A 14,608-nucleotide genomic window follows, 5' to 3' on the forward strand; every position below is an offset into this window, starting at 1 on the left:
GGCTTCAGGTCTCGATGGCGGCGCGTGAGTCCGTATCGCCGCACGGAGGCGTGAGCTTCGTGCTGGGGCCGGGTCTGCTTCGGACCTCGATGGCGACGGGGCAGCCCACATCGTCACCCTGCGCTCACGCGGAGATTGAGGGCGGGGCGCGTGTGCCCGAGAATCAGGCCACGGAGGAGCGCGTGCATGGCGGCGGTCGACGAGTTGGCCCACTGTCACATCATCCTGAAGGCGGCGCTCCAGGCCGCGAGCCCGGAGGACCGGCCCGCCGGGCCGTGGGCGCTTGGGGGGCCGCGCCCTGTCTGTCCGGCTGCGGGGCAGGTGGAACTGGGGCTGTGGTTCTCCTCGCTCGTCGCGCCGCACCTCGCTGACCGGTTCGAGGAGGCCGTCGCACGACGCGTGCTGGACCACGTGCGTGACTTCCTCGCGAAGCCGTCGCGCCTCACGCCGCAGGAGTCACTCTCGCTCGGGCATCAGAAGCAACTGACCAGCCACGCGGGCCGCGCCTACCACCGGCTCATCGCGGACTCCCGCTCCGAGCCCAAGGAGTCGGAAGCGCTCGCGGTGGCCCGGCGCACAGCGGGCGCGGCGGCGGCCCTGTGTCGGGGCAAGGACACGTATGTCCACCTCACCGCGGCGGTGGCTCGGGTGGTGAAGTACCTGCGCGAGGCGGAGACGCGCGGCGACTTGAGCGTGCATGACTTCATCGTGGAATTGGACGCGCGCATCCTCCGGCTCGAGTGCCAGGCCGCGATCGCTCCATTGCTCGCGACGGACACTCCGCCGCCGGAACTCGACGCGGTGCTGTGGCGGTTCGATGGCGGCAAGGGTCAGGCGCGGCACTTCATCGCACGTCTTCGCGGTGGAACCCTGGGCCTGGTGACGAAGCTGGGCGCGCGCTGGGCCTGGGTCGAGGGACGCCGTGATGAAGTCCTGGCCTCCGTGCCGGACACGCTCTTCGAGGACGCCACCCGTACCGTCATGGCACGGGAGTGATGCGAGGAGTCACCACGCCGCGGGGCTCGCGCGGAACTCGGGGGTGATAGGTTTTCGAGAGGCTTTCCCCTGGGAGGTATGGATTTGGGCTCAACCCCGTCAGGCCGAGTGAGTGCATTCCTCCGGAGTTTCGGTACCTGGGTCGATGGAACTCACTCCGCCAGGGTTCAAGAACTCATCGAGCGCCTGGCGCAGCGGCCGTACGATGACTTCGCGGTGCGGGATCTCGCGGAGCTTGGCCCGCACGCGCGCCACGCGGGGGGTGTCATCGTCGAGCATCTGGCCAGCGAAGGCTGGGACATGAGGATCACCGCGGCCCTCGCGCTCGGCCTCATCCAATACGCGGAGGCCACCGATGCGCTCATCGCGCAGCTCGAGGATGGCCCGGACTGGCGCCGTGTCCATGCCTCGGCCCGCGCTCTCGGGTTGCTCTACGCGGAGCGAGCCATCGAGTCGCTCGAGCGCATCGCGGCGAGGCATTGGTATCCGCCCGTGAAGGAGGCGGCCAGCCAGGCCGTTCGGGTCATCCGGGGCGAGGAAGAGTATCCGGCGGGGAGGACCAACTCCGTGTTCTTCGCCCATGAGCATGCGGGCGCATCCCTGACGGCCACCTCCCGTCCGTTTCTCGACCTGGGCCCGGATGAACTCCCCGCGGTCTTCCTCGCGCAACGGACCTACTCCGCCGAGGTGTTCGACATGGGCGAATATCCTTCTCGGGTGAAGAAGCGAAACCAGCGGCCCCAATGCGGCCTGCGTGTCTCGGACGGATATCTGCTGGGTGCCAGTCGGGGAGAGTGGGGTGGCGAACTCGTTCACCAGCGGGACGACGCCACCGAAACGCACATCCTCTACACCCATGTGGTTGGCATCCATCGCCTGGGGCCGCACATCATCGTCGCGACAGGACTGGCCCACCTCGGAGGGAACACGGGTCGACTGTACCGGGTGTTTGCCCAGGGCGAGACCTTCGACGTGGAGCCCTGGCGACAGCTCCCCGGTGCTCCTCAGGGCTCTGGATGGCTCGCCGACGGACGCCTCTACATCTCCTGTTTCGGGGGAGCTGTCCTCGTCTCCCCCGAGGGAGACTTCGAGATGGCGGACTCCGGGATGCTCCCGGCGAAGTGACGCTCAGTCCTTCTTGCCGCCCCCGCCCGGAGGCGACCGCGGGCGCTGGCGCGGGAAGTTCGGGAACACGTCTTCCTCGAACACCTTGCGCAGCTTCGGGAAGTTGAGCGCCCACCTCACTCCCAGCCTCCACGGCGTGAAGAGCACGCGCGGGACACGGGGGAACAGTCCCGGGAGCCACTCCGCGTACGTCTTCTCCATCGCGTCCACGTTGTAGTCCTCGCGAACGTCCACGCAGTACTGCGGGCCCGCATTATCCGGCACGTGGCCGTCGAGGATCTCCCCCAGCCCTGGCGGAAGGAACGTGGTGTGCAGCGTCATGCCCACGTCGAAGTATTTGCTGCCCAGCCGGCAGATGGGCCCCTTGCTCATGTTCTCCGAGTCGAAGATCCACACCTCGTCGCCCGTGGAGTCGGCAAGCAGGTCCGGCGTCGGGTCGGAGACCACCAGCGCCACGACGTAGCCCTTCCAGTACGGCACCTTCGGCAGCTTGATGCTGGGCACGAACTGCGGCGCGAAGCCGAACCAGCCCGTGGGCAACACGTAGCCGTCGAAGCGACCCGACTTGACGTAGAACTTGAAGAAGCTCGCGGCCCGGCCTTCCTGGATGGGCAGGCCGCTCTTGTCTCCAACGATGGGCTTGTAGAGTTGGTAGACGTACTCGGGGACCATGTCCGCCGCGAACCCATCCGAGTTGAAGTAGATGGCCAGTTCGTCATCCGGGATGACCCAGTTCGGCTCGGCCCCGTCGCTGTTGTCGGACGTGGGCGAGCGCCACTTCTGCCGCAGATACAGCCGCAGGTTCGTCTCGAGTTCTCCGTTGACGAGGCCCGCGTTGGAGAAGACGGTGAGGCCCCAGGTGAAGTTGTCGTGGGAGTGCAGGCGCGACTCGATGCGCCGGTTGCGCATGTCGATGCGGTGCACCCCCAGCGAGCTGCGCGTCACCGGCACCGCCGTGGGCATGCCCTCCTGGTAGGCCTCAGCCCGGCGGCCATTGATGAGCAGGTCCCCCTCCTTGATGGTGTGGGACAGGTCCTCGGACGGCGAGTGTCCCGCGACCAGGGTGATGACGTCGTCCGGGTTCTCGTAGCGCGCCGCGAAGTGCAGGCCACCCCCGCCGGACTGGAAGCGATGCGCCGGAATCCTTGGCGGGTCGTCCCGCGACAGCGTGCCGGGGGAGGGCCGCAGGTCCGAGCGCTTCACCACCCAGAACACCGCCTGCGGGTACGCGCGCTCGGAGGTGAATCTATCCACCAGTCGCTGCACGCGCGTCATCCCCGGCAGCGCCGCCTGCACCGCGATGGTCCAGAAGTTGATGGGGAAGTTGCTGTCGAGCAACACGACGTAGTCGCGCGTGACGGCGATTTGATGGAGCGACTGCGCCACCACAGGATTGCCCGTCGCCGCGTCCATCAGTGCCCAGTGGTGCAGCCGGTTCTCCCACGTGTCCCAGCTCGACAGGTGCGTCCAGCCTTCGCCGAGCGGCCACTTGGGGGCGTGGTTGGTGAAGAAGAGGCGAGGCTTCTGCTGGGACTCGGTCTCCCGGGGAGAGATGGGCTCCGCCACTTCGGGCGCGAACGCGGGGTGCGCGGTGCTCTGGAGCAGCGGGAAGGCCCAGGGCGTGGGGATGGCGGGCTTCCACTCGCGCAGATAACCGAGCGGCGTGTACGCCTTGAGCGTCATCGGGTGGATGGCCCACGGGCGCCCCGCGTCCGTGGTCACCAGCAACATGTTCTCACCCTCCACGAGGAACGGCGCCGTGTTGGGGGCCTCCTGCGCGCCCAGCGAGATGCTCACGTCGGAGAGCGTCGTCTCACGGAACTCGTTGAGGTAGCGGGTGATGGGGCCGCGAGAAGTCGCTCCCGCGTTCACCGGTTCCCGCGCGTAGTACGACGGCGTCTCCATGATGGCGGAGCTGAACGTCGCATCGGCGCCGTCGAAGTCGAGCCGCAGCACCAGCCCGTCCGAGGCCAGCGCGGGCGAGCCCGCATGGACGCTGGGGCCCGCGACGAAGACATGTCCATGCAGATCCGGCGGCAGCTTGCCGGCGAGCACCTTCAGCGGCTCTTTTGAGTACGGCGTCCGATCGGACGTCATCGCGTTGCGCGGCATGCCCGGGCGCAGGCCCGGATGCACGACGAGGCCGGGGTAGGTGGTTCCGTCCGGCATGTGCGGCGGCGCGGGAGCGGGCTCGTCGTCACCGGCGGCGTGGGGAAGAGGAGGAAGAGGGGGCTTGATCGCTTCGTGCATGGACGCCTCCACGGGTAGGGAGGTGCAAGTCGTGTCGGGGGAACGGGGCCGGCACGCTATCACGCGCCGCATCTCCACCTCGCACGAGGTGGCCCGTCCGCTTGGGTAGGGAGGGACCGGGATGGGGTACCGGGTGTGGACCCCATGTGCCATCATCCCGCCGCTCGGGGCGAACAAACATGAACGAACACGACATGTCTCAGCCACGCGTCATCGGCGGGCGATACGTCCTGGAGCGGGTGCTCGGGGGCGGTGGAATGGGCACCGTGTGGGTGGCGAGGGATCCCAAGCTCCAGCGCCTGGTCGCCCTCAAGCTGATGGCGAGCCACTGCGCGCCCACCCCCCACGCGCTGCGCCAGTTCGAATGGGAAGCGCAGGCCATCGCCCGCTTCCAGAGTCCACACGTCATCCAGGTCCATGACTGCGACCTCTCCGGTGACGAGCCCTACATCGTCATGGAGCTGCTGGAAGGCGAGGACCTGGAGGCGCTGCTCAACCGGCGCGGAAGGCTGTCGCTCGCCATGGTGGAGCGGCTGCTCACGCAGGCCTCCCGCGCGCTCACCGCCGCGCACGCCGCGGGCGTCATCCACCGGGACCTCAAGCCCGCCAATCTCTTCCTCTCGCGCAGCACGGCGGGGGAGCTGGTCAAGGTGCTCGACTTCGGGCTCGCCCTGTTGACGCAGGGAGGCGACGCGCAGCCTCATCCGGACGAGGAGATGGCGGGCACGCCGCGCTACATGAGCCCCGAGCAGCTGCGCGGCCTGTCGCCCCGGTTGGACCACCGCTGTGACTTGTGGGCCCTGGCCGTGGTGGCCTACCGCGCGCTCACCGGCCAGCACCCGTTCCCCCTGGAGTCGCTGCGGCAGCTGCGGCTGGGCAACGTGCCTCCGGCCCCCGTGTCGCCGTCCACGCTGGTGCCCGGCCTGGGCACGGAGGTCGATGCCTTCTTCGCGCGCGCGCTCGACGTGGAGCCCTCGCGGCGCTACCAGTCCGCGCACGAGCTGTCCTCGGACTTCATCGCGCGGGTGGAGGCGGGGCGTCCGTCACGGCCGGCGAAGGTGCTGGTGGTGGACGACGAGCCGGACGTCGCGGTGCTGATGGAGCAGAGCTTCCGCAAGCAGATCCGCCGCTCCGTGTACCAGTTCCTCTTCGCGTCGGACGGCGAGGAGGCGCTGGAGGAGCTGCGCCAGAATCCCGACACCGAAGTGGTGCTCTGCGACATCAACATGCCGAGGATGGACGGGCTCACCTTCCTGTCCCGCGTGGGCGAGGTCAGCTCCCTGACTCGCGTGGTCATCGTCTCCGCGTACGGGGACATGAGCAACCTGCGCACGGCGATGAACCGGGGGGCCTTCGACTTCATCACCAAGCCCATCGACTTCCCGGACATGGAGGCGACGCTCATCAAGACGCTCAAGCATGTGCGCGAGCTGCGCCGCACGGTGCGATACACGGAGGAGAACGGCCTCTTGCGCATGTTCGTCCCCGGCGGCGTGCTGGAGCGGATTCCTCCGATGTTGCAGGGCACGGAGGACATGTCGGGCGAGTGGGTGGAGGGCACCGTCGTCTTCATCGACGTGGATGGCTTCACGCCCGTGCTCAGCCAGCAGGCGCCCCCGGAGTCGCTGCGCCGGCTCAACGCCAACTTCGAGGCCATTGTCCCGGAAATCCTCGCGCGCGGTGGCACGGTGGACAAGTTCGTGGGGGACGCGGTGATGGCCGTGTTCCGAGGGCCAGGGCACGTGGACCAGGCGCTGGAGGCGTGTCTGTCCATCCGCCGTCAGCTGGAGACCCTGGCCACTCGCGGCGGCGCGCATGCGCCCTACGCGCATGGTGTCTGCATGGGCCTGGACTCGGGAGACCTCGTCGCCGGGAGCATCGGCGCGAAGGCGTCCGGGCGGCTCGACTACACGGTGCTGGGCGAGGTGGTGAACACCGCCTCGAAGCTCGCGGGCCTGGCCCGGAGAGGGCAGGTGCTTCTCAGCGACAGGACGCGTGAGCGCGCCCGGGAGTCCTTCGTCTACGCGCCGCAGGGAGAGCAGGTGCTGCACGGCGCGACGACGTCACTCACCGTCTTCGAGCTCTTGCGCGGCGAGGGGCCTCGAGACGTGACGCCCGAGGACTCCACGCCATTCGTCGTGTCGGAGAAGCGTGAGGAGACGCGCGAGCAGGGACTGGCGGCGCTGCCGTCCCGGTAGGGGACGGCGGAGCGCTCAGCTCTGCGTCACTCGCACGGTGGTGTTCATCTCCCGGCCGGTGGCCGGGTCCCTGGCGCGCATGGTGAGGATGCCTTCGATGTTCACATCGAAGGTGATTTCCACCTGCACGCCGCCGGCGCGGGCCTGCTGGATGCCGGAGAAGGTGAACTCGCCGAGCATGTCATTGCGCACCACCATCTCGTGGTCGCCCTGGAAGATGCGCATGGCCAGCTCGGTCTGGTTGTCCATGCTGGTGGTGGCCAGCAGCTGCTTGGCGTTGGGAATGGGCGCGTTGCGCGGGAAGACGACGTGGAAGGCGCCGCCGGCCTTCTCCAGGCCAATGGCCATGGGAATCACGTCGAGCAACTGGATGCGCAGGTTGGTGTCGTCCTGGAGCGAGTGCGCGTAGAGCGCGGCGCCGATGGCGACGGCCTCGTCCGGGTGCACGCCCTTGCTGGGCGGCTTGCCGAAGAACTTGGTCAGCCGGTCCTGGACGACGGGCATGCGCGTCTGCCCACCCACCAGCATCACCTCGTCGATGTCCTTGGTGGACAGCCCCGAATCCACCAGCACCCGCGCCACCATCTGCAGCGTGCGGTCCACGAGGTGGTTGGTGAGCTGCTCCAGCATCTTCCGGGTGAACTTCATCTCGATGTTCAGGGGCTGGCCCTGGGACGTCATCGTGATGAAGGGGATGTTGAACGGCACCTCGTCGCGCGCGGACAGGTCGATCTTGGTGCGCTCGGCCAGGTCCTTGATGCGCTGCATCGCCACCGGGTCCGTGGCCAGGTCGATGCCCGTCTTGGCCGCGAAGTCCTTCAGGACGTGGTGGATGATGGCGTTGTCGAAGTCGATGCCGCCCAGGAAGACGTCGCCGCCGGTGGCCTTCACCTCGAAGACGCGGTCCCGGATTTCGATGATGGAGACGTCGAAGGTGCCGCCGCCCAGGTCGTAGATGACGACCTTCTGCTTCAGGCCCTTGCCCACGCCGTACGCGAGCGCCGCCGCGGTGGGCTCGTTGATGATGCGCACGACGTCCAGGTCGATGAGCTTGCCGGCGTCCTTCACCGACTGGCGCTGCCTGTCATTGAAATACGCGGGGACCGTCACCACCGCCCGCTTGATGGGCATCTTCAGGTAGTTGGACGCGACCTCTCGAATCTTCCCGAGGATCTTCGCGCTGACTTCCTGGAGGGTGAACTCCTTCTTGCCCACATCCAGCGTGACTTCGTTCTTCTTGCCGGGGCGCAGGTTGTACGCCACGACCTTCTTCATCGTCTCCACGACGTCGCTGCCGAACGTGCGCCCCACCAATCGCTTGGCACCGTAGACGGTGTTGCGCGGGTTGAGCTGCCACTGGCGCTTGGCCTCGTAGCCGATGAGCTCGTTCCCCTTGTCGTCAATCGCGAAGATGGAGGGGATGGTGTACTCACCGCCCTTGTAGGGGATGAGCTTCACGTTCCCGCTCTCCTCGACGATCGCCGCGCACGAGTTCGTCGTGCCGAGGTCGATGCCGATGATGGGCTCCTTGTGCATCGTGTTTGGACTCCGGGTGGGCACCGAAGAGAAGGTCCGGACCGTATCTCACCCCCGGCCCCCACGCGAGTATGCTTACACCCAGCGCGCCCGCTCGCCTCCGGTCGGCTCCTGGCAAAACCCTGGAACCCCGCACGATGTCGGGCGAAAAGTCCAACCCGGCCACTCTCTTCCCTGGAGGGCAACCGGCTGCCCGAGCCCGTGGGCTGGACGACATGACGGCAAAGGGGCCTGGACTTCCAGCAGGCCGGGCGGAAAGGTCTTGGGGAGGCCAACGGAGGCTGCGGAGCGCCGGGCCCCTGACTAGAGAGAACTGACCCGTACGAGGAGAGCCACCGTGGACGCGAAGGGTTATCTGCAGGAAGTGGGCACGCAGGTGAACGCCGACTTCGTCAAGAACCGTTCGATCCTGTCCTTCGAGGAGTACCTGTCGCTCTTCATCAACGATCCGCGCGCCCAGGCGCGGAACGCGGCGCAGTACCTCCGGGACGTGATGGACCACTTCGGCACGGAGACGGTGCCGCATCCGACGGGGACGATTCGCCGCTTCAAGGTCTTCAACACGGAGGGCAGCGGGCGGGACGGCCGGGTGGCGGGGCAGGAGGAGGTGCAGAACGCCATCTACCGGGTGCTCGGCAACTTCGTGCGCGCCGGCCGCATCAACAAGCTCATCTTCCTGCACGGCCCCAACGGCAGCGCGAAGTCCACGCTGGTCAACGCGCTCAAGGCCGGCATGGAGACGTACTCCTGGCTGCCGCAGGGGGCGCTCTACCGCATCGCCTGGGTGTTCCCCTCGGAGAAGCTCATCAAGGGCTCCATTGGCTTCGGGGAGCGCACGGACGGCAACGGGGAGCTGACGACCTTCGCGCATCTGGACGCGGAGAACATCGACCTGCGCATGCCGTGTGAGCTGCGGGATCATCCGATGTTCGCCATGCCTCCAGGCGAGCGGCGCAAGGTGTTGGAGACGGCCCTGAAGAAGAAGGGGCTGGGCACCGGGGACGGGGAGTCGGGGGACTACATCCTGTCCGACTACGTGCGGGACGGAGAGCTGTGCTCCAAGTGCCGCCGCATCTACACGGCGCTGCTCAACTCGTACAACGGCGACTGGCTGAAGGTGATGCGCCACGTCCAGGTGGAGCGCTTCTACGTGTCGCGCCGCTACCAGGTGGCCACCGTGACGGTGGAGCCGCAGATGAGCGTGGACGCCGTCGTCCAGCAGATCACCGCGGACCGCACCCAGCTCAACGTGCCCGCGCCGCTGCACAGCACCGTCCTGTTCGAACCACACGGGCCGCTCGTCCACGCCAACCGGGGCCTCATCGAGTACGCGGACCTGCTCAAGCGCCCGCTGGAGGCGTTCAAGTACCTGCTGGGGTTCAGCGAGACGAGCGAGGTGCCGCTGGAGCCGTTCGTGCTCCAGCTGGACGAGGTGCTCATCGCGTCGTCCAACGAGAAACACCTGGGTGCCTTCAAGGAGCTGCCGGACTTCGCGTCGTTCAAGGGGCGCATCGAGCTGGTGCGCGTGCCCTACCTGCGCCGCTACCGCACCGAGCAGCAGATCTACGACGCGCAGGTGTCCGCGACGACGGTGGGCAAACACGTGGCGCCCCACGCGACGGAGCTGGCAGCGATGTGGGCCGTGCTCACACGCCTGAAGAAGCCCATTCCGGACCGCTATCCCAGCGATGTGAAGGAACTCATCGACCACGTCACGCCGGTGGAGAAGCTGCACCTGTACGAGGAGGGCGCGCCGCCGGACCGGCTCAGCCTGGCCAACACCAAGGAGCTGAGGAAGCTGCGCGAGGAGCTGTTCACCGAGTCGGACGCGTACCCCAATTACGAGGGGCGCGTGGGCGCGAGCGCGCGCGAAATCAAGACGGCGCTGTTCAACGCCGCGCAGAACCCCGACTACAAGTGCCTCAACGGCCTGGCGGTGCTCGAGGAGCTGGAGGCCATCTGCAAGGACAAGAGCGTCTACGAGTTCCTGCTCCAGGAAGTGGTGGACGGCTACCACGACCATGAGGAGTTCGTGCGCGTGGCGGAGGCGGAGTACCTGGACCGCGTGGACACCGAGGTGCGTGAGTCCATGGGCCTGGTCTCCGAGGGCCAGTATCGCGAGCTGGTGGAGCGCTACATCCAGGGCGTCAGCCACTGGGTGCGCGGCGAGAAGATGCGCAACCGCATCACCGGCGAGATGGAGAAGCCCGACGAGCAGCGCATGCAGGAGGTGGAAGCCATCGTCATGCCGCGCGGAGAAGAGGTCTCCGAGTTCCGCCGCGGGCTCATCTCCTCCATCGGCGCGCACCGGCTGGACAATCCAGACCTGGCGATGGACTACCCGCGCATCTTCCCGGACATGTTCAAGCGCCTGAGGGACCACTACTTCGAGGAGCGCAAGCGGGTGCTGCGCAAGAACAAGGAGAACGTCCTCAAGTACCTCTCCGAGGACCGAAACCAGCTGTCGACGCGCGAGCAGACGCAGGTGCAGGGCACGCTGAAGACGATGGCGGAGCGCTACGGCTACTGCGAGTACTGCGCGAAGGACGCCATCCTGTTCCTGATGAAGAAGCGCTACGCCTGAGGCCGGGCGGGCAGGCGACCGGCCCCTGCAGGGCGCCTGCTTTCCAATGAGGATGGGGCGTGGGGAAGATGGGCGTCGCAAGCGAGTTCGCAGTCTCAGCGCCGTCCTTCATCCCGGAGAGTCGATGACCCGCTTCCTCCTGGGCGCCCCCGTCGCCCTGCTCGCCCTCGCATCGTGTGCCGGTGCGCCCGCGTCCCCCGCCAGCGCTCCCGTGCCTCAGGCGCCGCCGGAGGTGGTGCGGGTATCCACACCGGAGCCGTCGAGGCCGACGCGCAAGGAGATGGTGCGCCGCATCCTCCCTCACAACGTGCGCTTGCAAATCACGGAGGCGGACAAGGTGAGGCGCACGGCCTCTGGCGTGGTGGTGGGCTCCGAGCGGAGCGCGGAGGGCGTGGTCGCGTGGGTCATCACCAATGCGCACGCGGTGGTGATGGACGACCTGAAGGCCCCCACGCTGAACGTGCTGGTGGACCGCCGCGCGGACGTGGAGTCGCACGTGGGCCAGGTGGTGGCGACCGGTCAGGTGCCAGACCTGGACCTGGCGCTCGTGAAGGTGCCGGGGCTGGCGTTGCCCGCGGTGGAGCTGGCGGACGAGGCGGAGCTGGAGCTGGGCGAGGATGTCGTCGTGGCGGCGTCGCCCTATGGCCGCGCGCTGTCGCTGTCCGGCGGCATGTTGTCCCAGGTGGAGTGGGACCGGGAGTCCCGGCGTCCGAGGATGGTGAAGACGGACGCGCCCATCGGCTACGGCGCGTCGGGCGGCGGCATCTTCAGCCTGGAGTCGGGCCGGCTGCTGGCCATCGTGGAGGGCTACCGCACGGCGCAGGTGGACTTCGCGGTGCGTGAGGAGAGCTACAGCTTCGACGTGCCCATGCCCGGCGAGACGTTCGCCGCGCCCAGCACCAAGGTGCGACAGTTCCTGCAGGCCAAGGGCTTCGGGCGCTTGTTGGAACGCAGCCTGCCTGGCGAGGGAGGCGTCGCTCACGCCGCCGGGCGCTGAGCCGCCTTTTTGTCGACAGCCGTCCGCTGCGCGCTACATCTGCTCGGGCCAGGAGGCGAGCGGATGTCGGGACGTGTTTCGTGGGATCAGTACTTCATGGACATCGCCAAGCAGGTGGCGACGCGGGCCACGTGTGATCGCAAGCACGTGGGGGCCGTCATCGTCCGTGGACGAACCATCCTGTCCACCGGCTACAACGGCTCCATCCGCGGCCTGCCGCACTGTGACGACGTGGGCCACATGATGGAGAACGGACACTGCGTGGCGACGGTGCACGCGGAGGCGAACGCCATCATCCAGTCCGCCACCAACGGCGTGGCCATTGATGGAGCGACCATCTACACGACCGCCAGCCCCTGCTGGCCGTGCTTCAAGCTGATCGCCAACGCGGGCCTCGTCCGCATCGTCTTCGGCGAGTTCTATCGGGACCCCCGCATCTTCGAGGTGGCCTCCCAGCTCAAGCTGGAGCTCGTCGGCCTGGGTGAGGCCGCGCGCCCTCCCGCGTCCTCGACCTGAAGCGCCTGCTGGAAGCCTTCGGGAAGCGTCATCCGGACAACACTCCGGAGCCTGTCCAAGCCATTGACTCCACTCGGGAATTTGCCGTTTCCGGCAAGAATTACCGACCCAGGGTTGACGTTGTGGAACAGGCTCCCTAACTCTTGCCGGCGGTGGGGTGGCGGCGGGAGAGGGAGACGAAAAACCCGAGGAGTTTCCGTTGGTTAGCTCGACGGCTGTGTCCAGTAGCGTGGTGCGTGTCCAGGAAGCGACGGATCCCGTGGTGGGCGCTGCCCGCTATGGCGCCGTGCAGACGCTGATGGACAGCCTGCTGCACGACGTCCGCAACCCGCTCAATGCGATGGCCATCCACCTGGAGGTGCTGTCGGAGAAGCTGAAGGCGGAGACCGGGCAGGTGCCGCCGTCGCAGGAGAAGAACCTCAAGGCGCTGCGCGAGCAGATCCAGCGCGTGGACGGAATCCTGCGGCAGTTCTCCGACTTCATCGTGACCCGGGGCGGCACGGCGGGCGAAGTGGACCTGTCGGACGCGACGACGCGGGCGCTGGGCGTGGTGGCTCACGAGGGACGCAAGCGTCGGGCCACGGTGCAGGTGGCGGTGGAGGCGGGGGTGCTGGTCCGCCTGGCGGACACCTCGGAGCTGGGCTTTTTCGTCATCCAGGCGTTGCTGCGGGGCTTCCGGCGGGCCGAGGGCGGGGGCTCGGTGCGCGTCACGGTGCGAGGAGAAGGCTCGGTGGCGGTGCTGGAGGTGGAGGACACCGGGGGCGACAGCGCTCCGGAGCACGCGGACGTGGTGGCGGCCCTGGGGCTGCGCTGTGCCCAGCTGGGAGTGGACCTCCACGTCCGAGGTGGTTCCTGCCGGCTCATCTTTCCTCGCGCTTGAGGGCTGTACCGGGCGCCAGGCTTCTCCTTCAGAGTCATCCCCCATTCGCGTCACGACGCAGTACCGGAGGTCTTCATCTTGGGTAGCGCACGAATCCTGGCCGTGGACGACGAACGCGACACGTGCGAGGCGCTGGCGGAAATGCTCAGCACCTGGGGGCACAAGGTCGAGACGGCCTTCGACGGGCACGATGCCCTGCGCAAGGCCGGAGAGTTTCGACCGGACGTCGTCCTGTCGGACCTGGCGATGCCGGAGACCGACGGACTGTGGCTGCTGCGCAACCTCAAGGAAGAGCTGCCGGACTGTCCGGTGGTGTTCCTCACGGGCCGCGGCACCATCGACGCGGCGGTGGAGGCCATCCGCGAGGGTGCGTATGACTTCATCGTCAAGCCGCTGGACACCGCGCGCCTCAAGGTCTGTATCGACCGCGCGCTGGAGAAGAAGGAGACGATGCGCGAGGTGCAGACGCTGCGCCGTCGCCTCAAGCAACTGGGCTCCTCGGACCTGATCGCCCAGTCCGCGGGCATGCGCAAGGTCATCGAGCTGGTGGAGAAGGTGGCCCCGTCCAAGGCCAGCGTGTCCATCAGCGGCGAGTCCGGCACGGGCAAGGAGGTGGTGGCCCGCGCCGTCCACAACCTGTCCCTGCGCCGCGACAAGCCCTTCATCGCCATCAACTGCGCGTCCATCCCCGCCACGCTGATCGAATCGGAGATCTTCGGCCACGAGCGCGGCGCCTTCACCGGCGCGGATCAGCGCCGTCCGGGCGTGTTCGAGCTGGCCCACGGCGGCACGCTGTTCCTGGACGAATTGGGAGAGATTCCCATCGACCTGCAGGCCAAGCTGCTCCGCGTGCTGGAAGAGAGCCGCCTGCGCCGGTTGGGTGGCAAGGTGGAGCTCGAGGTGGACGTGCGCGTGTTGTGCGCCACCAACCGCGACCTGAAGCAGGAGATCAAGAACGGGCGGTTCCGCGAGGACCTCTACTTCCGCCTCAACGTGTTCCAGATCCACCTGCCGCCCCTGCGCGAGCGCCGCGAGGACGTGCCCATCCTGGTCCAGCACTTCGTGGACAAGTTCCGCGGGGACTCGGCCAAGCGCGTGTCCGGGGTGCACCCGGAGGCCATGGAGGTGCTCAAGAACTACGAGTGGCCGGGCAACATCCGCGAGCTGCGCAACGCGGTGGAGCGCGCGGTGATCCTCTGCGACGGGGAGCTGATCACCCGGGAGCACCTGCCGCCGGACATGGCGGGCAAGGGCCCGGAACGACACACGTTCCGCCTGCCTTTTGGCCTGAGCCTGGACGCGGTGGAGCGCGAGTACATCCTGGGAAGCCTCCAGCGCAATGGCAACAACAAGGCGCGCACGGCGGAGGTGCTCGGGGTGAGCGAGAAGACGCTCTACAACAAGCTCAATCGCTATGCGGCGGAGGCGCGCACGCAGCAAGGCGGGCCCTCGCGTGACAACGGGCCGCTGGGCGGACAGGGAGGCGATGGCCCCCTGAGCGCCCACAACCTGGTCGCTCGCTGACC

10 protein-coding genes are annotated in these 14,608 nt (G+C 67.7%); 8 read left to right on the forward strand and 2 right to left on the reverse strand.

Features of this window, described 5'->3' with window-relative positions; translation table 11 throughout:
- Positions 1-186: 186 nt before the first annotated feature.
- Both HUA75_RS11100 and HUA75_RS11105 read left to right on the forward strand, forming a co-directional pair.
- Positions 187-996, forward strand: coding sequence for a hypothetical protein (locus tag HUA75_RS11100; protein ID WP_174486341.1), 810 nt, complete (start codon positions 187-189; stop codon positions 994-996).
- A 78-nt stretch (positions 997-1,074) separates the two neighbouring features.
- The gene (locus tag HUA75_RS11105) at positions 1,075-2,121 is read left to right on the forward strand and encodes a HEAT repeat domain-containing protein (RefSeq protein WP_256433117.1); all 1,047 of its coding nucleotides are present in this window, start codon (positions 1,075-1,077) and stop codon (positions 2,119-2,121) included.
- Between the two features lie 3 nt (positions 2,122-2,124).
- Here the strand turns inward: HUA75_RS11105 and HUA75_RS11110 are convergent, their stop codons facing one another.
- A complete protein-coding gene (locus HUA75_RS11110) occupies positions 2,125-4,371 on the reverse strand; it encodes a carotenoid oxygenase family protein (protein WP_174486343.1) in 2,247 nt (748 codons plus the stop codon).
- 194 nt (positions 4,372-4,565) lie between these two features.
- Here HUA75_RS11110 and HUA75_RS11115 point away from each other — a divergent pair, with 194 nt between their 5' ends.
- Positions 4,566-6,569 carry a response regulator gene (locus tag HUA75_RS11115; protein ID WP_174486344.1) on the forward strand — a complete coding sequence of 668 codons (2,004 nt, stop codon included), beginning with the start codon at positions 4,566-4,568 and terminating at the stop codon, positions 6,567-6,569.
- 15 nt (positions 6,570-6,584) lie between these two features.
- Here HUA75_RS11115 and HUA75_RS11120 read toward each other — a convergent pair whose 3' ends face one another.
- On the reverse strand, positions 6,585-8,105 hold the full coding sequence (locus HUA75_RS11120) for an Hsp70 family protein (RefSeq protein ID WP_141644778.1): 1,521 nt from the start codon (positions 8,103-8,105) through the stop codon (positions 6,585-6,587).
- 337 nt (positions 8,106-8,442) lie between these two features.
- Between HUA75_RS11120 and HUA75_RS11125 the strand changes: the two genes are divergently transcribed.
- From HUA75_RS11125 to nla6, 5 genes are all read left to right on the forward strand, one after another.
- Positions 8,443-10,689, forward strand: coding sequence for a PrkA family serine protein kinase (locus HUA75_RS11125; RefSeq protein WP_141644777.1), 2,247 nt, complete (start codon positions 8,443-8,445; stop codon positions 10,687-10,689).
- 124 nt (positions 10,690-10,813) lie between these two features.
- Positions 10,814-11,686: a serine protease gene (locus HUA75_RS11130; protein WP_141644776.1), complete on the forward strand. Its 873-nt coding sequence runs from the start codon at positions 10,814-10,816 to the stop codon at positions 11,684-11,686.
- A gap of 63 nt (positions 11,687-11,749) precedes the next feature.
- Positions 11,750-12,202, forward strand: a complete 453-nt coding sequence (locus HUA75_RS11135) for a cytidine/deoxycytidylate deaminase family protein (RefSeq protein ID WP_141644775.1) — start codon at positions 11,750-11,752, stop codon at positions 12,200-12,202.
- Between the two features lie 259 nt (positions 12,203-12,461).
- Entirely contained in the window at positions 12,462-13,082 is a 621-nt protein-coding gene (locus HUA75_RS11140; protein WP_371746092.1) for a sensor histidine kinase, read from the forward strand.
- A 78-nt stretch (positions 13,083-13,160) separates the two neighbouring features.
- On the forward strand, positions 13,161-14,606 hold the full coding sequence (gene nla6 / locus HUA75_RS11145) for an enhancer binding protein Nla6 (protein WP_141644773.1): 1,446 nt from the start codon (positions 13,161-13,163) through the stop codon (positions 14,604-14,606).
- The last annotated feature ends 2 nt before the right edge of the window (positions 14,607-14,608 follow it).

The sequence above is a fragment of the Myxococcus sp. CA040A genome (genome assembly GCF_013336725.1).
Classification (GTDB): Bacteria; Myxococcota; Myxococcia; order Myxococcales; family Myxococcaceae; genus Myxococcus; species Myxococcus llanfairpwllgwyngyllgogerychwyrndrobwllllantysiliogogogochensis.

Bases quoted from the DNA above. Each gene is read 5' to 3' on its own strand.
- HUA75_RS11100 (WP_174486341.1), top strand. From the start codon at position 187: ATGGCGGCGGTCGACGAGTTGGCCCACTGTCACATCATCCTGAAGGCG.
- HUA75_RS11105 (WP_256433117.1), top strand. From the start codon at position 1,075: ATGGATTTGGGCTCAACCCCGTCAGGCCGAGTGAGTGCATTCCTCCGG.
- HUA75_RS11110 (WP_174486343.1), bottom strand. From the start codon at position 4,371: ATGCACGAAGCGATCAAGCCCCCTCTTCCTCCTCTTCCCCACGCCGCC.
- HUA75_RS11115 (WP_174486344.1), top strand. From the start codon at position 4,566: ATGTCTCAGCCACGCGTCATCGGCGGGCGATACGTCCTGGAGCGGGTG.
- HUA75_RS11120 (WP_141644778.1), bottom strand. From the start codon at position 8,105: ATGCACAAGGAGCCCATCATCGGCATCGACCTCGGCACGACGAACTCG.
- HUA75_RS11130 (WP_141644776.1), top strand. From the start codon at position 10,814: ATGACCCGCTTCCTCCTGGGCGCCCCCGTCGCCCTGCTCGCCCTCGCA.
- HUA75_RS11135 (WP_141644775.1), top strand. From the start codon at position 11,750: ATGTCGGGACGTGTTTCGTGGGATCAGTACTTCATGGACATCGCCAAG.